Origin of the sequence: Streptomyces ipomoeae 91-03, from assembly GCF_000317595.1 — a bacterium.
GTDB classification, from domain to species: domain Bacteria; phylum Actinomycetota; class Actinomycetes; order Streptomycetales; family Streptomycetaceae; genus Streptomyces; species Streptomyces ipomoeae.
This window is the reverse complement of sequence record NZ_AEJC01000642.1, coordinates 1-18,469: the sequence shown is the minus strand read 5'-3', so window position 1 is coordinate 18,469 and position 18,469 is coordinate 1. Positions and strand designations below refer to the sequence as shown.

The window sequence follows — 18,469 nt, the reverse complement described above, 5'->3', positions numbered from 1 at the left end:
CCGCGCACCTGCCGACCGCTCTGGAACAGGCCCGTGTCGCGCTGCGACTGGCCGACCGCGTGGACGGGCCCGGTCCGAGCGTCGTGGCGTTCGACAGCCTCGGAGCCCTGGCTGCCGTCGCCGAACGGATCACTCCGCAGGAGGCGGGGGCCGTCGGCGACGTACTCCGCCTCGACGAGGTACGGGTCACCCGCCCCTGGGTGATCGACACCCTGCAAGCGGTGCTCGACCAGGCCAGCCTGCGGCAGGCCGCCTCCGAGCTGCACGTGCACCATTCGACTCTCCAGGAACGCCTCACCTGGCTCGTGTCCCAGCTCGGGTACGCGATCACCAAACCAGGCGGACGTCAACGCGCCGCCGTCGCCCTTCTGCTCTGGCGGATCGCTCACAGCGAGAACGAGAACGCGGGCAGCGCCGATTAGACGATCAGCGGTCGCCGCGGCTGTCTCCCTCAAGTGCGTACGCAGCGGGCGACTGCGGCCTGCGCACGTGATCGGTCGCGAGCCATCCCTCCCCGTGCCTCACCCACCGCCACATCACAGCTGTTCGACACCTTAGGAAGACGCCCATGAGCACCGATCCGCTGTCCAACCTGCTGAGCGAAGAACGCAGTTTCCCGCCCCCGCCCGGATTCGCCGCGACGGCGAACGTCACCGCGGGCGCCTACCGGGCCGCCGACGAGGACCGGCTCGGGTTCTGGGCCGAACAGGCCCGCCGGCTGTCCTGGGCCGAGGCACCGAGTGAGGTACTGGACTGGTCACGGGCACCGTTCGCGCGCTGGTTCGCCGACGGCAGGATCAACGCCGCGTACAACTGCGTCGACCGGCACGTGGAAGCCGGCCTCGGCAACCGGGTGGCCATCCACTTCGAGGGCGAACCCGGCGACACGCGCACCCTCACCTACGCCGACCTGCTCCGCGAGGTGTCCCGCGCCGCGAACGCGCTCACCTCACTGGGGATCACGGCGGGCGACCGGGTGGCCCTCTACCTGCCGATGATCCCCGAAACCCTGATCGCCATGCTCGCCTGCGCCCGTATCGGTGCCATCCACTCGGTCGTCTTCGGCGGCTTCTCCGCCGACGCGGTGGCCAACCGCATCCAGGACGCCGACGCGAAGCTGCTCATCACCGCCGACGGCTCCTACCGCCGCGGCAAGCCCACACCCCTCAAGCCCGCGGTCGACCGGGCCCTGGAGTCCTGCCCCGGCGTGCGCAACGTCCTGGTCGTGCGCCGCACGGGCGAGGAGGTGCCCCTCACCCCCGGGCGGGACCTGTGGTGGCATGATCTGGTCCCCGCCCAGAGCGACCGGCACACCCCGGAGGCCTTCGACGCCCAGCACCCGCTGTTCATCATGTACACCTCCGGCACCACGGGAAAGCCGAAGGGCATCGTCCACACCACCGGCGGCTACCTCACCCAGGCCGCCTACACCCATCACGCCGTCTTCGACCTCAAGCCCGAGACCGACGTCTACTGGTGCACCGCCGACGTCGGATGGGTCACCGGCCACTCCTACATCGTCTACGGCCCGCTCGCGGGCGGCGCCACCCAGGTGATCTACGAAGGCACACCGGACACCCCGCACACCGGACGCTGGTGGGAGATCGTCGAGAAATACGGCGTCACCCTCCTCTACACCGCCCCCACCGCGATCCGCACCTGCATGAAGTGGGGCGACGACATCCCCGCCCGCTACGACCTGACCTCCCTGCGGCTCCTGGGCAGCGTCGGCGAGCCGATCAACCCCGAGGCATGGATGTGGTACCGCGAGAAGATCGGCGGTGGCCGCTGCCCAATCGTGGACACCTGGTGGCAGACCGAGACCGGCGCCATGATGATCGCGCCCCTCCCCGGAGTCACCGCGACCAAGCCGGGATCGGCCATGACCCCACTGCCGGGCATCCGCGCCGAGGTCGTCGACGACGAGGGCCGACCGGTGCCCGAGGGCAGCGGCGGCTATCTCGTCCTCACCGAGCCCTGGCCGTCCATGCCCCGCTCCATCTGGCGCGACGACGACCGCTACGTCGACACCTACTGGTCCCGCTTCAGCCGTACGACCGTGTCATCCTCCGGCGAAGAAATCACATCGCCCCTGTACTTCGCGGGCGACGGCGCCAAGAAGGACACCGACGGCCACATCTGGCTCCTCGGCCGCGTCGACGACGTCATGCTCGTCTCCGGCCACAACATCTCCACCACCGAGGTCGAATCGGCGCTCGTCTCGCATCCCTCGGTGGCCGAGGCGGCCGTCGTGGGCGTCACCGACCCGCAGACCACCCAGGCCATCGTCGCCTTCGTCATCCTGCGCGACAGCGGCGGCACGGAAGCGGACGGCGAGGCCGTCATCGACGAGCTGCGCGCCCATGTCGCCGCCACCCTCGGCCCCATCGCCAAACCCCGCCGTATCGTCATCGTCCCCGAACTCCCCAAGACCCGGTCCGGGAAGATCACCCGCCGGCTGCTCCGCGACCTGGCCGAGGACCGCCGCCCCGGCGACACCACCACACTGGCCGACCCCTCCGTCATGGAGCTGATCGCACGGCAACTGACCACCACGCCCGCCGCCTCCTGATGCCCCAGCCGGCCCCTGTTGCCGCGGCCGGCCCCTCCCGAACCACCGTGCCCCGGGCCGGAGCCGCACCGCCATCCACGCCGGCGATGCGCCACCAACCCCCGGTCCGGGGCGCGGTACCCACCCCCTCGGCTGTCCCGGCGGTCACGCGGCCCCCGACCGTGTCTCCGGCCCGCCCTGGTGGAGGGTGGCGTCGTTCAGTCCGGCACGCCCGCTCGCCTCTTGCCCTGGACCGACAGGTTTCCTTAGCGTTACGCCACATCCCCACCACGGGAGGCGAGAGAACGTGACGGGTCCGGCTTCGGGAAACCTGCCCGCTGTCTTCAGCAGCTTCGTGGGACGGCGGCGGAACATCGCGGAGATTCGCCGCCGTCTCGAAACAGCGCGGCTGGTCACGCTCACCGGAGTCGGCGGCGTCGGCAAGACCCGGCTCGCCCTGGAGGCGGCGGCCTCGATGAGCAAGGGCTTCCCCGACGGGGTGTGGCTGGTGGATCTGGCCCCCGTACGGGACCCGTCGGCGGTGCCGGGCGCGACCGCTACCGCCCTGGGCGTGCCGGACCTCGGGCCCGGCCCCGTCGGCGACCGGCTCGCCGACCACCTGGCCGGGCGCCGGACGCTGGTCGTGCTGGACAACTGCGAACACCTGGCCGACGCCTGCGCCCGCCTCGCCCAGTCCCTGCTGGGCGCCGCGCCCGGACTGCGCGTCCTGGCGACGAGCCGCGCCTCGCTCGGTCTCACGGGCGAATGCGTCCTCACGGTGGCGCCCCTGTCGGTGCCGGACGAGGCGGTCGAACTGGTACGGGACCGGGCCGCGGCCGTCCGTCCGTCGTTCCGGATCACCGACGCGAACCGGGAGGCGGTCACCCGGCTCTGCGAGCGCCTCGACGGACTTCCGCTGGCCATCGAACTGGCCGCGACCCGGCTGCGCACCTTGACGGTCGACCAGCTCGTGGAGCGGCTGGAGGACCGCTTCGGCCTGCTCACCGCCGGCAGCAGCACGGCCAGGCCGCACCAGCGCACTCTGCGGGCCCTGATCGACTGGAGCCACGAACTGTGCTCGCCCGCGGAACAGCTGCTGTGGAGACGGCTGTCGGTCTTCGCGGGGGGCTTCGACCTGGCGGCGGCAGAGGACGTGTGCTGCGGCGACGGCCTGCCACGCGGCGAGATCCTCGACCATCTCGACCGGCTGGTCGCGCAGTCCGTCGTCCTCACCTCCGAGGACGAGAGCCGGCCGCAGTACCGGATGCTGGAGACCATCCGCGAGTACGGCCGCGGGCGCCTGGCCGAGTCGGGCGAAAAACGCCGGCTGCTGCGCCGGCATCGTGACTTCTTCCGTGCGCTGGCCGAGTCCTCGGCCGCCGCCTGGTACGGCCCCGGCCAGGAGGACGCTCTGGCCCGGCTGCGGGCGCAGCACGCGAATCTGCGGCTGGCGCTGGAGTACGAGGGCGTGGAGGCGGGCGACGCGCAGGCAGCGCTCGCGCTCGTCGCCGCCCTGCGCTTCCACTGGTGTGCCGACGGTTTCCTCGGCGAGGGCCGGGACCGCATCGAGCGTGCCCTGACGGCCGCGCCCGAGCCCACCGCGGCGCGGGCGGGCGCCCTGTGGGCGGGTGCCTGGGCGGCGCTGCTGCAGGGAGACCACCGCAGCGCCGACCGCTGGCTGACCGAGGCCGACGAACTCGGCGAACGGCTGGATGACCCGGTGGTCCGCGCCTATGTACAGGGCCTGCGCGGCACCTCCGCCCTGTTTCTGGGGCGCCTCGACGAGGCCGTCTCCTTGTACGAGGGCGCGGTGAGCGCCCAGATCGCGGCGGGTGAGGGGCCGGGCGCGCTGTTCTGTCTTTTCCAGCTCAGCGTCGCCCGGGCCCATCTGGGCGATCCGCGGGCGGCCGAGTCGGGGCGCCGCGCGGTCGCCGCCGCGGAGGAGCACGGCGAGCGGTGGTGCCGTTCCTACGCGCTGTGGGCACTGGGCCACGACGCGTGGGTGCGCGGGGACGGCCCCCGCGCACTGGCGTTCGCACGAGCGGGCCTGGAGATCCAGCGCGGTTTCAACGACTACGTCGGCACAGCGCTCATGCTGGAACTGCTGGCCTGGATCACGGCCTCGGACGGCGACTGCGCACGGGCCGGGCGGCTGCTGGGCGCCATCCGCGCCCTGTGGCGGAAGATCGGTACCGGTATCACCGCGTTCGGCCCGCATCTGGCCGAACACCACGCGCGATGCGAGGAGACGGTCGTACGGGCCCTGGGGACGGCCGGATACGAGCGGGCGCTCGCGGAGGGCGGCGGCCACGACGCCCCGGGACCGGCCATCGCGGACGCCCTCGACCCTCCCGTCGCACGGGCCGAACCGGCAGCCGCCGCGGACCCGCTGAGCCGCCGTGAGCGGGAGGTGGCCGCGCTCGTGGCCCGTGGCATGAGCAACCGGCGAATCGCCGCGGAGCTGGTGCTCTCGCCCCGTACGGTCGACGGCCACGTCGAGCACATCCTCGCCAAGCTGGGCTTTCGCTCCCGTACCGAGATCGCCGCCTGGGTGGCCGCGCACACGAATCAGGTACCCACCCCGTAGAACCACCCATGGTCCCCCGCGGTCGCCGCGCCGATCGTGGTCGGCATGTTGCGCATCGACGTGGACGAAGACCGCTGCGACGGCTTCGGATTCTGTGAACAGGCCGCACCCGAGGTGTTCGGCATCGACGACGACGGCGTCGTCACCGTCCTGCTGCCCGAGGTCCCGGAGGACCTGGCCGCCAAGGCCGAGGCGGCCACCCGGGCCTGCCCCGTCGCCGCGCTGCGGGTTCGGCGATGACGGCGGCCGGGCGCGCGGTCGTGGTGGGCGGGTCACTGGCGGGCGCCACGGCGGTGGACGAGCTGCGGGCCCAGGGCTGGGACGGCTCGATCACCCTCGTCGGTGACGAGCCGCACCCCGCCTACGCCCGCCCGCCGTTGTCCAAGGGCGTACTGAAGGGCACCGAGGCCGCGGACTCCGTACCGCTGCCCACGACCGGTGAGGCCGACGTTCTCCTCGGCACCACGGCCACCGGTCTGGACCTCGACGCCCGTCGCGTCCGGGTGACGGACGGCGGCTCACGCGGCTACGACCTTCCGTACGACAAACTCGTCATCGCCACCGGAGCACGGGCCCGCACGCTCGGCCACCCGGGTGAGCGCGTCCTGCGCACCCTCGACGACGCGCTCCGGCTGCACACCGAACTCACCCGCGCCAGCAGCCTGTTGGTGCTGGGGGGCGGCTTCCTCGGCATGGAGATCGCGTCCGCCGCCACCGAACTGGGCGTGTCCGTCACGGTCGTCGACGTCCGGCAGCCGCTCGTCGGCAGCCTGGGGTCCTATCTGGCCGGGCTGTTCGGGGAGGCCGCCCGGGAGCGGCGGGTGCGGATGGTGGTGGCGCCGGACGGGGTAACGCCGATGCCCTACGGCGCCCGGCTCGCCGACGGCACCCGACTGGAGACCGACCTCGTGGTGACGGCGGTCGGCTGTCTGCCCAACACCGAGTGGCTGACGGGCTCCGGTCTCACGCTGCTCGACGGCGTCGTGGTCGACGAGCGGTGCCGAGCCGGGTCCCCGGACGTCGTCGCCGTGGGCGATGTCGCCGCCTTCCCCACCGGGGACGGACGCTTTCGCCGTACCCCGCACTGGGACAGCGCCGTCGCCCAGGCCCGGGCCGGGGTCGCAGCCCTGCTGCGCGGCGACGAGGCGGAAGCCCATGTCCTCCGGCCGTACTTCTGGACCGAGGCGTTCGGGCTCGCCGTGAAACTCGCCGGGACGCTGCCCGCCGTCGGACAGCCGGTCGTCCTCAAGGGCTCGCCGGCCGAGCACTCGGCGCTGCTGCGCTGGGACCGGCCGGGCGGCCAGGTGGCGGCGGCCCTCAACCACCGTATCCCCGTCGCGCGCCTGCGCGCGCTCGTCTCCTGAACCGCCCTGGACTTCCCATCAACAAGGAGATCGTCATGACACTTGCCACAGCCGCTCCGACCTCTGACGCCGACCTGTTCAGCGACCAGGCGCTCACCGACCCCTACCCCCAGTACAGGAGTCTGCGGGACCTGGGCCCAGCCGCTTACCTCACCCGCCACGACCTGTGGTTCATCTCCCGCTACGAGCAGGTGCGTTCGGCACTCGGCGACTGGGAGACCTTCTCCTCCGCGCAGGGCATCGGACTCAACGACGGCTTCAACCAGGCGTGGAGCAGCGCCCTGATCAACATGGACCCGCCCGCGCAGACCGAGCAGCGGAAGCTGTTCACCGAGCGGCTGTCGCCGCGCGCCCTGCGACCGATGGCCGAGGACATCGACCGCAGGGCGCGAGTGCTTGTGGACCGGCTGCTGGAGCGAGGGTCCTTCGACGCGGTCACCGATCTCGCGCAGGACCTCCCGGTCCACGTGATCATGGACCTGATCGGCTGGCCGCAGGAGGGCCGTGACCAGTTGCTGGACATGGCGGCCGGCTGGTTCGACTCGGCCGGCCCCGAGGTGCCGCGTACGGCGGCCTCCGTTCCCAGGGTGGAGGCGCTCATGGCCTACCTCACCGAGGTGGTCGCCAAGGAGGACCTCGTTCCGGGCGGCTTCGGCTGGACGGTGCTGGAGGCCCACAAGAGCGGGCAGATTCCCGTCGAGGGGGCGATCGGGCTGCTCGCCGGCTATGTGGTGGCCGCCTTCGACACCACGATCTCCGCCCTGTCCAGCGGGATGTGGCTGTTCGCCCGTCACCCCGAGCAGTGGGAAGCACTGCGCACCGACTCCTCGCTGGTGCCGTCCGCGTTCAACGAGATCGTCCGGATCGAAAGCCCCATCCAGCTCTTCTCCCGGGTCACCACACGCGAGGTGGACCTCGGCGAGGGCGTCGTGCTCCCGGCGGGAGCCCGGGTCCTGCACAGCTATGGCGCCGCGAACCGCGACGAACGCCATTTCCCCGACCCCGACCGCTTCGACGTCCGCCGCAACCCCGTCGACCACCTCGGCTTCGGCTTCGGCAACCACGGCTGCGCCGGGCAGGGGCTCGCCCGCCTGGAGGCGCACGCCGTGCTGACGGCACTGGCCGAGCGGGTGGAGCGGATCGATCTCGACGGCGAGCCGGTGCGCGCTCTGAACAACATCACTCGGGGATTCGCCTCGCTTCCGGTCCGCGTGCGCTGACCGGCGGCGCGCTGTTGCTGGACGACATCCCGGTTCCGGCATCGGCCGGCGACGGGGCATCGGCGGCACGGCTGCAAGCGCGGACAAGAGCACCGGCCACCAGCCCGGATCCTTGACGGACGGGCTCGACCAGCTCGGCATGGGCACGGAAAGCGCGTCCACCTCAGCCGGCGGGCGGCTGCGTTCCTCCGCCGGCCGCGGTGAACCGTTCCGCCGGCACCCGGCCGAGCCGGTTCCGATCAGTTCGCGGCAAGCGGTGGCCGCCAGCCGGCCTGGTGAAGGCGGCCGGGCGAGGGCGGAAGGGGGCGGCGTGCGTCGCCCCCTTCGGCGGCTACAAGCACAGCGGCTCGGGCCGCTCCATGGGCCCCGACCACCTGGAGGACCTGGCCCAGGTGAAGGCAGTGGTGATCGCTCAGGGTGAGCTGGAACCGCCTGCGGCATCCGGCTCCGGTCGACCGCCGCGGAGCCGCGAGCCGTACGAGTGGGCGGTGGCCGACGCCGTGCCGGCTCAGGTCAAGGCCATGATTCCCGTGGTGTCCAGCTCCGCCGGGAACGCCGGTTCCCCAATCCGCGCAACCCGCTGGAGGAGCGGGAGATCCTGCGCGGCCTGCGCGCGCTGCCGCTCAACGGGGCCGACACCGCCGTCCTGGGCCACCGCAACGCCTACATCCAGAACGTCCTCGACCACGACGCCGACGCCCCCTTCTGGCAGGCGGCCCACCACACGGCCCGGGTCGCCGACATCACCGTGCCGGCCAGTCTCGTCGGCGGCTGGTACGACATCTTCCCGCCCGGCCGGCTACGCGACTTCCGCGTCTTTCAGGAGACCGGACCCGGAATACACCGGGTCACGATCGGTCCGTGGCCGCACTGGGCGAGGGCGATGGACGGACCGGCGGCCCGCGAGGCACTGGAGTTCGACCTGGCCCACGCCCGGGGCGAACAGCCGCCGGAGCGCACCCCGGTACGTCTGTTCGTCATGGGCGGGGGGAAGTGGCACGACTTCCCGTCCCGGCCGCCCCCGGGGTATGAGCCGCGGCGCTTCCACCTCCAGCCCGGCGGCGCCCTGTCCACCGACCTGCCCGGCGGCTCGGTGCCCCGGACGGCTACCGCTACGGCCCGTCCGACCCCACCCTCACGGTCGGCGGCGGGCGCATGCGGACCCTGCAGAAGCACGGCCTCGTGGACAACACCAAGCTGGAGGCCCGGCCGGACGTCCTGACCTACACAACTGCCGTGCTGGACAAGGACGTCGAGGTGATCGGAGAGGTGAGCGCGGAGATCTTCTTCCGCTCCAGCCTGCCGTACGCCGATGTCTTCGTCCGTCTGCGCGACGTGGACGCGAAGGGCCGTTCCTTCAATGTCTGCGACGGCCTGGTCAGCCTCACCGGCGCAGACTGGATTTGGTGCGCGACGGTGCGGCCGTGGCCCACGGCGTACCGCTTCAAGCGCGGCCACCGCATCCGCGTCCAGGGCTCCAGCGGCACCTTCCCCGTTTCAACCGCAACCCCTCCACGTCGAATCCCAACGTAACGGACAGGCGTCCGGTTGGGTAGGGAGCCTGACGACCGCTTACTAACCGGATAGTCGTCCGGTACGTTTTTCAGGGTTGCGGACAACTGTCCGCTTCGGTGGCGGCAGCCCCGCAGCTCCACGCACACGGAAGGTTTCCTTGCCATGAATCTGCTCATTCTCGGTGCGACCGGCCCCACCGGTCGCCATGTCGTCGACCTGGCCCTCCAGTCCGGCGACACGGTCACAGTCCTGGCACGCAGGCCGGAGGCGCTGGAGGACCTGGCGGGCCAGGTCACCGTGGTGGCCGGAGACGCCACCTCGCACCACGATGTCGCCAAGGCCATGATCGGCCAGGACGTCGTCATCTCGGCTCTCGGCAGGAGCACATCCATACGCGCCGACGACCTGTTCACCCGCGCCGCGGCGGCCGTGATCGGCGCGGCCAAGGAAGTGGGCGTCTCCCGCCTGGTCTGGCTGTCGTCATTCGGCGTGGGCGACACCTACCGGTCGGCGAGCGCCGCGCAGAAGGTCATGTACAGCACGTTCCTGCGGAACGTCTACGCGAACAAGGAGCTCTCCGAGAAGGCGATCCGCTCCAGCGGCCTGGACTGGACGCTGGTCTACCCGACCATGCTGACCAAGGGCCCCGCCAAGGGCACCTACCTCGTCGGCGAGCGTCTCCCGATGAAGGGCAACCCGTCGATCAGCCGCGCGGATGTCGCCGACTTCATGTACAAGGCGGCCCACAGCCCCGAGTGGATCCATCGCGACGCCGTCATCACGGACTGACGACGAGCCACGATTCCCCCACCTCACACGACTTCCCGCTCGGCGGCGACCTGCCGGTCAACCGCAGTGGCTTCGGAGCCATGCGCCTGTCCGCCAACGGCATGATCGGCCCGGCCCGCGACCCGAAACCGGTCGCGCCGCCCTGCGCCGCGCCGTCGAGCTCGGCGTCAACCACATCGACACCGCTTCCTTCCACGTCGGCGACGACGGCACCGTCAGCGCCAACGGGCCCTGATCCGCGAGGCCCTGCACCCTTACCCGGCCGGCTTCGTCCTCGCCACCGAGGTCAGCCCGTGGCACACCCCCGACGGCGGACTGCAGCTGACCACCGATCCGGTCGCCCTGCGGCCGATGATCGAGGCGAACTTCGAAACGAACCCCGAAACCTCGGCATCGACCGCCTCGACCTCGTCTCCCTGCGCATCGGCATGCCGGAACCGCCACACGACCAGTCCGTCAGTCCGTCGCCGAACGCTTCGAAACACTCGCCGAGGCCCATGCGATCGCGCCCGTCGTCGCCGTGCGGAACCACTTCCACGCAGGCAAGCGTGACGACGCCGCGCTCCTGACGGCCTGCGAGGAGGCCGGCATCGCCTTCGTGTCGTTCTTCCCGCTCGGCGGCGGCACGAGCGACCTCTCCGCCGACCGCCTGGCCAAGGTCTCCGAACGGCATGGCGCCGCGGTCCCCCAGATCGCCCCGGCCTGGCTCCTCGCCTCCTCCCCCGTCACCCTCGCCATCCCCGGCACGGGCCCCCACCCACCTGGCGGAGAACATGGCCGCCGGATCGATCACCCTCACGCCACCCTCACGCCGGAAGACCTCTCCGACCTCGCATGACGTGAGCACCACTCCGCACCACCGGGGGGCCGCACCAGCAGGCCGCCCGCTCGAGAAAGGCACACAAAGACACCCATGAGCTCGACCAGCTCTCCCCCCACATCCCCACCCACGACGACTTCGCACCCGGCTTCCGAGGTGCCGTCCTCCGCAGCGGAGACGACGGCTTCGACGCGGCCAGGGTTGTCTTCAACGGCCGTACCGCCGACACGCCGCCCGCGCTGATCGCCCGCTGTGTCGACGAGGACGACGTCGCGACCGCCATGCGTTACGCGTCAGCGCGCGATCTGCCCGTCGCGGTGCGCGGCGGCGGCCACGGCGCCGACGGCCATGCCATGCCGGGCGGTGCCCTCGTCCTGGATCTGTCCGGCATGCGCGAGATCACCGTCGATCCGCAGACTCGTACCGTGCGGGCCCAGGCCGGTGTCGTACTCGGCGAACTGGACACGGCCACGCAGGAGCACGGCCTGGTGGTGCCGTCCGGCACCGTCACCACGACCGGTATCGCCGGACTCACCCTCGGCGGCGGAGTCGGCCACCTGATGCGCCGGTTCGGGGCCACCGTCGACCACCTGCTCGCCTGCGAGATGATCACCGTCGACGGCCGGAAGGTCCGCGCGGACGAGAAGGAGAACCCGGATCTGTTCTGGGCACTACGCGGAGGCGGCGGCAACTTCGGCGTCGTCACCACCTTCGAGTACCGTGCCCACGCCCTGGGCCCGGGCGTCGTCTCCGGGCAGATCGTCCTCCCCGGCGAGCAGGCCGCCGCCGTACTGTCCGAGCTGCACGCCTTCATGGCCGACGCGCCCCGCGAACTCGGCCTGGGGACCACGCTCACTCTCGCGCCGCCGCTTCCCCGGCTGCCCGAGGAGATGCACGGCAAGCCGATCCTGATCCTCATCCCGTGTTACACCGGGCTTCTCAGAGACGCAGAAGAGATCATCGGGCGGCTCTCCACGCTCGGCGCACCCGTCATCAACACGGTGGGCCCCACCACCTGGCTCAAGACGAACAGCATGCTGGATGCGTTCGTCCCCTACGGGCAGCGCACCTTGTCACGGGGCGGCTACCTCGCCACGCTCAGCGAACCCGTGGTCGACACACTGGTCGAGCGCCTGGCCGCCATGCCGAACGCACCGGGCACGATGACCACGATCAACGTATGGTCGTTGGGCGGTGCGCTCTCCGATGACGTCGACGAAGACGCCACCGCCTTCTCCCGTACCGGTGCGTCCTGGCTGTGGGAGGCCGCGTCGGTATGGACGGAGCGGGAACACGACGCGCCGTTCGACGAGTGGGCCGACGCGACCGCGTCCGCCCTGCGCCCGTACACGCTGCCCAACGCCTACACCAACCTCACCGAGGATCAGGGCGAGGCCTGGCGACGTGGTGTGTTCGGCAGCGGGGCCAAGTACCGGCGACTCGCCGAGATCAAGGCCGTATGGGATCCGCGGAACCTGCTCCGCCACAACAAGAACATCGCTCCCGCCACCATCGACTAGCCACCCGGCTGGTGGAACACGGCTGTCTCGGCCAGGGCTGACACAGCCGCTCGCCGCGAGGTCGGCCGCACCCTGCTGAGGGGGGGCTGCGGACCGGGTCCTGAAGCGCTCGATGGAGCTCGGTGGGAACGCCGCCTTCGTCGACCTGGACGACCGGACGACCGGACGACGTAAAGATCGAGCCGGCGATCGATGCCCTGATGGTGGCCAAGACGCACAACGGCGGGCAGGCGTGCACAGCGGCCAACCGGGTGCTTGTCGCACGCCCCGTCGTCGAGCGTTTGACCGAGCTCTCGGTACCCGGCGACCGCCCTGCGGGTACGTTGACAGTGATCCGGTCCGTCACGTCACCGAGGGCCGCCGGGTTGCTCGGACAGTTGTCCGATACTAGATGCGTACCGGACAACTATCCGCTCGGCAAGGTCGATCGCCGGGACATCGACCTCTCGCTCCTCACTCCAGCGCGGGCGCTCCCGCACGCAGCCCGTCCATGACAAGATCCAGAAGTCGAGCGCTCTGGGCCTGCCAGTCCCCACGGGTGTCGATCTGCCAGATGCCGGCGATGGCCAGGGTGAAGTCGCTGAAGGTCACCCCTGGACGGATGGTGCCGGCTTCATGATTGGCCGCGAGCAGGGCCTCGATCGCCTCGGCCACCGGTGCGTATCCCGGCTGCGCCGAGGCCTCCGTCGTGCCGACGATCTGACGCATCGCGTCCGACAGGCCGGCCTTGGCGACGGCGAAGCGGGCGAGCTGGTCCATCCATTCACGCAGGGCCCGGTCGGGCGCCCGGGTCTTGAGCAGTTCCGTCGCAGTGTCGGCGAGCAGTCGCGCCTCGTGGCGGTAGACCTCCAGGACGAGCGCTTCACGGTTGGGGAAGTTGCGATAGAAGGTGCCCTGCCCAACCCCCGCCTTCTTGGCGATCAAGCTCAGCGGGACGTCCACGGCACGCGACAACTCGGCCAGCGCCACCTCCAGAATCCGCTCCCGATTGCGCTGCGCGTCCGAGCGCTGAGGCCCGTCGCTTCTGGGCTCCACTTCCCCTCCTTCCGGGCTCACGCCCGAACCCCTTACCGACCGGATATCTGGCCGCTACGCTTTCCCGCGTAGCGGACACCAGTCCGCTTAGGTCCACCTTAACGCCGGCTGCGGCCGAGTCGAGTGGCCGGTGGCGCGACCGGCGTTCGGTCCCGCCATCGAGGCGCGCCGGGTGGAGGATCCGACAGAGCAGTCTGGCATGCCCCTGTACACCCCGACGCCAACGCCGCCGCCGAGGCCGGCTCCCCCAATTGGCGGGCCGCCGGGATACCGGCCGTGAACGGTCACAGCACGGCCCATGGGGCCTGCGCCCTGTACGGGATTCTCGCCCGCCGCGGCCTGCCGGTGACCGCCGGGTCCTCTCCCCCGAAGCCACCGAGCGCGTCCGAGAAAGCCCGGGCCTTCGGCCATGACGGCTCCGGCGGCTCCGGCGGCTTGGCGGACCCGGAGGCGGAGCTCAGCCTGGATTACGTCATGAACCGGATGGGCCCCCCACAAGGATCGTGAGCCCGGCATCGGCACGGCGGAGGTTCATCATCGGGGTCTGCTCCAGCTGGAGCGTGGCGAGGTTGTCCTCGATGCCGGCCCGCAGCTCTTCGGGCCGCTGCGCGAGACGCAGCGGGGCGGGACCTCCGGGATCGGAGACAGCGCCGACCTTGCTGACGACCAGGACGTCGTCCTGGGGCCGGAGCGCCTCGCGGATGACGTCGTCGACGAAGCCGTTGTCGTAGAACTGGGCGGTGTCCACATGGTCGACGCCGAGGTCGATCGCATGGCGCGACAAGGCGACGGCGGTGCGACGGTCGCGGCGCCTGCACGACGGCGTGGCGGTCGCCGTGCAGGCGCTGCAATGCCGCTCCCGCAGACTGGGGCTGGGGCGGCGTGGGCATCCGCACAACCAGCGCTCCAGCGCCTGCGCTTCTCACAGTCCTGGGGGACGAAGCCGGAGGCCCCCACGCGACCATCAGTCGGGCTGCTCCGAGGGATTGGTCCTGCCGGACATGGAAACGCTCGCCCACTTCGAAGTGGCGCTGGGTACAGGTCTGTGGCCCGGGCCGGCGACCTGGCCCGACCGGCAGCGCGTCTGAACCGGGGCGGGCCTGTGGATCACCTTGCTCCGTGTCCACCGTCCGGCAAGAGGTTTCCCACGCGGGTCACAGCGACTCGTGACGCACGGTTCAGCAGCTCCGTTCGATCAGCTCCGTTCGATCACGATGCGCCTCGAATTTTCACTGGGGTACGAGGAGAGCAGCCTGCGTGGCAAGGAATTGGGCCAGTGGCTCGGGTGCGGAGTAGAAGGGCGAGTGGTCGCAGTCGAGTTCGACGTGTGCGGCAGCACGTGTGGCACAGGCGCGCTGTGCCTCGGGGCGTACGGTCCGGTCCGTGGCGCACACGACGTACGCGCTGGGGACCGTCAGCCATGCCGGGTCGTCGAGAGGCGTATCCGGCACCCGGCTGCTCATCGGCCGCCACAGGGTCGCCGCGCGCTCGGCGTATCGGGGAGGCGTGGCGGAGTAGAGCGCCTCACGGGCGGCCGGCAGCAGGGTCACCGTGCCGTCGGGGGCCGCCCGTAGGAATCGGTGGAAGGCGGGGTCGTTCCAGGTGGGCGTCAGCTGTGCCGGGGACTCGCCGGGCAGCGGCATCCGCGCGGCGACGTAGACCAGGCGTGCCGCCGCGTGCCCGCCGGCCGAGACCGGCAGGCCGCCGTAGCTGTGCGCGACCAGCAGTACGGGGCCGTGTCCCGCCGCCTCGCGTACGGCGGCGCGGACCGCCTCGGTGTCGTCGGTGAAGGAGGTGAGGGGGAGGTCGATGGCGTGGCCGCGGACGCCGGCCGCGCGCAGCCGTTCTGTCACCTCCTCCCAGCACCAGGAGCCGTGGTGGGCGCCGTGGACGAGCAGGACGAAGGGCTCGCGCGCCGGTGACCGGCTCATGGCAGGTTTCCGGGGTGCGGGTCGGGGGCGACGGGCCGGTTGTCGAGGTCGACGGAGAGGAAGATGTCGTTCGCGACCGGATGCCGCATCTCCTCGGCGAGCTGGCCGATCAGCCCCGCGGTACGGGCCAGCAGTGCGAAGCCGCGCAGCAGCGGGATGGGCAGGTCCAGGTCGGCCAGTGCGGCCCCGCACACCCCGGCGCCGTTCAGCGGCAGGGTTTTGCCCAGGACCTGCGGGTGCGTCCGGCCGATCGCGGCGAACAGCGACAGGTGGGGGCCGAACTGCTTCTCCTCGGCCGCGATCTCCATGAGCCGGGGGGTGCGTGGGTCGCCGCCCTTGTGGACGTGATGGCCGAGACCGGGAACGAACCGCCCGGCCGCCCGTCGCGCGCGTACGGTTTCCAGTGCGAGGGCGTCCCATCCCGCCTCGTCGTCCGGCAGCGGACCGGGATGGCGTTCGACGACCTCGTGCAGAAAGGTCCCGGTGTCCTCGGTGACCCCGAGGAAGCGGGAGCCGCCGCCCAGCAGCCCGGCCGCGAGCGCGCCCTGCACCGAGTCCGGCGCCGACAGATAGGTGAGGCGCGTGACGATCGCGGTCGGAGTGAAGCCATGGTCGGCCAGCGCGGCGAGGACGGCCTCGAAGACCCGTACCTGGCCGGGGGTGGGGCGGCGCTGGGTGGCGAGCCAGTAGGCGAGTTCGCCGAATCCGACCTGGCCCATCACATCGCGGGCGAGGTCCGTGCCGAGCAGCGTGATCGCGGTGGGGGAAGAGGCCCCCAGCGCCGTGGGGTAGGACGCCGGCCGGTCAGTCACGGTTGTCCTCCTCGGTCGTGCGCGGGGTTCGCGGTGCCGTGAGCCACTTGCGGAGTTCGGGGCCGTGCTCGTCGAGTTCGGGGGGTGGCAGCTCGTAGCGGGCCGGTGTCGCGGAGAACGTGATCGGGTGACGTGCCATGGGGACGGCCCGCTCGCCCTCGCCCACCTCGACGACCGGGTCGAGTCCGAAGCGCTCGGCCGTGGCGAAGCCTCCGTCGATGGTGTTGATGGGCGCGGCCGGTACCCCGGCGGCGACCAGGGCGTCGAACCACTCGGCCGCGCCTTGGGTGGCCAGCCGCTCCACCAGCAGCGGCCGGAGTTCCGCGCGGCGTGCGGTGCGGTCCTTGTTGTGCGCGAACCGCGGGTCGTCGGCCGTGTCGGGTATGCCGAGGACCTCGCACAGCCGCCGGAACTGGCCGTCGTTGGCGGCGGCGACGATCAGGTCGCGGTCGGCGGTGGGGAAGGGCTCGTAGGGGAAGACGCTCGGGTGGGCGTTGCCCATCCGATGGGGCACGGTGCCGCCGGCCACATAGGCGGAGCTGTGGTTGACGAGGCCGGACAGCGCCGAGGACAGCAGGTTGACCTCGACGTGCTGGCCCTCACCGGTCGCGTCGCGGTGCCGTAGCGCGGCGAGGATGCCGATGGTCGCGTGGTTTCCCGCCATCACGTCGAAGACCGAGATGCCGGCCCGGTAGGGCTCGCCCTCCGGGTCGCCGGTGAGGCTCATCAGACCGGAGATCGCCTGCACCATCAGGTCGTAGCCGGGGACGTGACGGCCCGCGCCGGGCCCGAATCCGCTGATCGAGGCATAGACCACGCCGGGGTTCCCGGCCGCGACGCTGTAGTAGTCCAGGCCGTACTTGGCGAGCGCGCCCGGCTTGAAGTTCTCGATCACGACGTCCGCCCGGTGCGCCAGCTCACGCGCCGCCACGGCATCGTCCTCCGCGCGCAGATCAAGGGCGATGGAGCGCTTGTTGCGGTTGACCCCCAGGTAGTACGTGGACGTCTCACCGCGGGTCGGCGGCATCCACGTCCGGGTCTCGTCACCGCCGGGTGACTCGACCTTGACCACTTCGGCTCCGAGGTCCGCCAGCAGCATCGTCGCGTACGGGCCCGCCAGCACCCGGGAGAAGTCGGCGACCAGCAGCCCGGACAGCGGTCCGTCGCCGCTGCCCGGTGCTGCCGACCCTGTGGGCATCTCCATGAAACCGTCCCTCCGACCGCACAGCGGACATCCGTCCGCTGATCCGGGATTGTGGCACGCCGAACCGTGGCGCGGCGAGGGGCCGGGAGCAATTCGCCGGGTCGGCGCGGGGTGTCGGGTGCCGCGAGCCGGGCGCGGGCGCCGGGCGCCGAGGGGGTCGGCGGGGGGCCGGCGCGGGCGCGGAGGAAGGGAATCGCCCTGGGCGAGGCGCGGGCGCGGAAGCGCTGAGCGGGTTCGAGGCGGGCGCGACGGGCGGGGTCTCGAAGTGGCGAAGCGGTGGGCGGCCGGGCGCGGCCGATGGGAGGAGTTCGGCCGGCCGCGTGCGGGCCGTCGTGGGGAGTGGGTCAGGGCCGGGAGGCGACCACCGAGTGCGGGAGGGCGGCGAGTTTAGCGAAGTCGCAGCCGATGTCGCCCGCCGTCCGCAGCAGGAGCGGCAGATACTCCTCCTGGAGCTTGCGTACCGAGGTCTCGGCGGCATGGGCGTTGACGTTGATGGCCGCGATCACCCGGCCCGCGCCGTCACGCAGGGGCACCGCGACCGAGCGGATGCCCAGCGCCAGATCCTCGTCGGCCAGCGCCCAGCCACGGGCCCGCACCTCGCGCAGGGTCGCGTCCCGCTCCTCCCGGCCGGGCTGCCACAGGGGGGTGAGCCCGGAGCGGGTCGGCTCCGCCAGTGTCTTCTCCAGCTGCTCCGGGTCCAGGGCCGCCAGCAGCACCTTGCCCAGGGAGGTCTGCAGCGCCGGGAAACGCGTGCCGATCCGCACGGAGAGCGTCACGATCTTCGGCACGGCGACCCGCGCGACGTACACGATGTCACTGCCGTCGAGCTGCGCGATCGAGCAGGACTCGCGCGTCCGGTCCACCAACCGCTCCATGTGCGGACGGGCGACGTCCCACAATCCCAGCGAACCGACGTACGCCGCGCCCAGGTCGAGCACCCGCGGGGTGAGCGCGAAGCCCTTGTCCGAGACGCGCACATAGCCGAGTTCTTCGAGGGTCAGCAGGATCCGCCGCACCGTCGGCCGGGCCAGACCAGTCGCCGCCGCTATCTCCGAGAGCGACATCACCGGCCGCTGCGGAGCGAAGGCGGTGATCACGTCAAGCCCCCGGGCCAACGCTTC

General features: G+C 71.6%; 16 protein-coding genes and 1 pseudogene. 11 read left to right on the top strand and 6 right to left on the bottom strand.

Translation table 11 applies throughout. The features are described from left to right. The 11 genes from STRIP9103_RS42405 to STRIP9103_RS42360 all read left to right on the top strand — a co-directional run. Positions 1-422 (top strand): helix-turn-helix domain-containing protein (locus STRIP9103_RS42405; protein ID WP_048822053.1); only part of this gene is annotated, 422 nt, incomplete at its 5' end. Positions 423-568: 146 nt separating this feature from the next. Continuing rightward, positions 569-2,572 carry an acetate--CoA ligase gene (gene acs / locus STRIP9103_RS42400; protein WP_009340130.1) on the top strand — a complete coding sequence of 668 codons (2,004 nt, stop codon included), beginning with the start codon at positions 569-571 and terminating at the stop codon, positions 2,570-2,572. Positions 2,573-2,858: 286 nt separating this feature from the next. Further along, positions 2,859-5,138, top strand: coding sequence for an ATP-binding protein (locus STRIP9103_RS42395; protein ID WP_009340123.1), 2,280 nt, complete (start codon positions 2,859-2,861; stop codon positions 5,136-5,138). Between the two features lie 45 nt (positions 5,139-5,183). Next, entirely contained in the window at positions 5,184-5,378 is a 195-nt protein-coding gene (locus tag STRIP9103_RS42390; protein ID WP_048822057.1) for a ferredoxin, read from the top strand. Next, complete coding sequence (locus STRIP9103_RS42385; protein WP_009340111.1) at positions 5,375-6,502, top strand: NAD(P)/FAD-dependent oxidoreductase; 1,128 nt, start codon at positions 5,375-5,377, stop codon at positions 6,500-6,502. Before STRIP9103_RS42390 ends, STRIP9103_RS42385 begins: the two co-directional genes overlap by 4 nt. 35 nt (positions 6,503-6,537) lie before the next feature. Further along, positions 6,538-7,722: a cytochrome P450 gene (locus STRIP9103_RS42380; RefSeq protein ID WP_009340102.1), complete on the top strand. Its 1,185-nt coding sequence runs from the start codon at positions 6,538-6,540 to the stop codon at positions 7,720-7,722. Between the two features lie 481 nt (positions 7,723-8,203). Next, positions 8,204-8,944 (top strand): CocE/NonD family hydrolase, encoded by a 741-nt coding sequence (locus tag STRIP9103_RS50435; RefSeq protein ID WP_009340118.1) that lies wholly within the window; start codon positions 8,204-8,206, stop codon positions 8,942-8,944. Further along, positions 8,878-9,255: a CocE/NonD family hydrolase gene (locus STRIP9103_RS50430; RefSeq protein WP_158696959.1), complete on the top strand. Its 378-nt coding sequence runs from the start codon at positions 8,878-8,880 to the stop codon at positions 9,253-9,255. The genes STRIP9103_RS50435 and STRIP9103_RS50430 overlap by 67 nt, the downstream gene beginning before the upstream one ends. Positions 9,256-9,399: 144 nt before the next feature. After that, positions 9,400-10,026, top strand: a complete 627-nt coding sequence (locus STRIP9103_RS42370) for an NAD(P)-dependent oxidoreductase (RefSeq protein ID WP_009340099.1) — start codon at positions 9,400-9,402, stop codon at positions 10,024-10,026. Between the two features lie 520 nt (positions 10,027-10,546). After that, a complete protein-coding gene (locus STRIP9103_RS52580; RefSeq protein ID WP_009340107.1) occupies positions 10,547-10,864 on the top strand; it encodes an aldo-keto reductase family protein in 318 nt (105 codons plus the stop codon). 101 nt (positions 10,865-10,965) lie between these two features. Then, positions 10,966-12,366, top strand: coding sequence for an FAD-binding oxidoreductase (locus STRIP9103_RS42360; RefSeq protein WP_048822051.1), 1,401 nt, complete (start codon positions 10,966-10,968; stop codon positions 12,364-12,366). A 453-nt stretch (positions 12,367-12,819) separates the two neighbouring features. Here the strand turns inward: STRIP9103_RS42360 and STRIP9103_RS42355 are convergent, their stop codons facing one another. The 6 genes and pseudogenes from STRIP9103_RS42355 to STRIP9103_RS42330 all read right to left on the bottom strand — a co-directional run. Beyond that, positions 12,820-13,401, bottom strand: a complete 582-nt coding sequence (locus STRIP9103_RS42355) for a TetR/AcrR family transcriptional regulator (protein WP_009340121.1) — start codon at positions 13,399-13,401, stop codon at positions 12,820-12,822. Between the two features lie 508 nt (positions 13,402-13,909). After that, positions 13,910-14,266, bottom strand: a pseudogene (locus STRIP9103_RS42350) (aldo/keto reductase); the annotation flags it as partial. A gap of 364 nt (positions 14,267-14,630) precedes the next feature. Next, entirely contained in the window at positions 14,631-15,332 is a 702-nt protein-coding gene (locus tag STRIP9103_RS42345) for an alpha/beta fold hydrolase (protein WP_009340116.1), read from the bottom strand. Continuing rightward, positions 15,329-16,144: a citryl-CoA lyase gene (locus tag STRIP9103_RS42340; protein ID WP_009340126.1), complete on the bottom strand. Its 816-nt coding sequence runs from the start codon at positions 16,142-16,144 to the stop codon at positions 15,329-15,331. Before STRIP9103_RS42340 ends, STRIP9103_RS42345 begins: the two co-directional genes overlap by 4 nt. Continuing rightward, positions 16,137-17,348, bottom strand: coding sequence for a CaiB/BaiF CoA transferase family protein (locus tag STRIP9103_RS42335; protein ID WP_009340134.1), 1,212 nt, complete (start codon positions 17,346-17,348; stop codon positions 16,137-16,139). The genes STRIP9103_RS42340 and STRIP9103_RS42335 overlap by 8 nt, the downstream gene beginning before the upstream one ends. 344 nt (positions 17,349-17,692) lie before the next feature. Continuing rightward, the coding region (locus STRIP9103_RS42330; protein WP_009340114.1) for an IclR family transcriptional regulator domain-containing protein at positions 17,693-18,469 on the bottom strand (777 nt) is incomplete at its 5' end.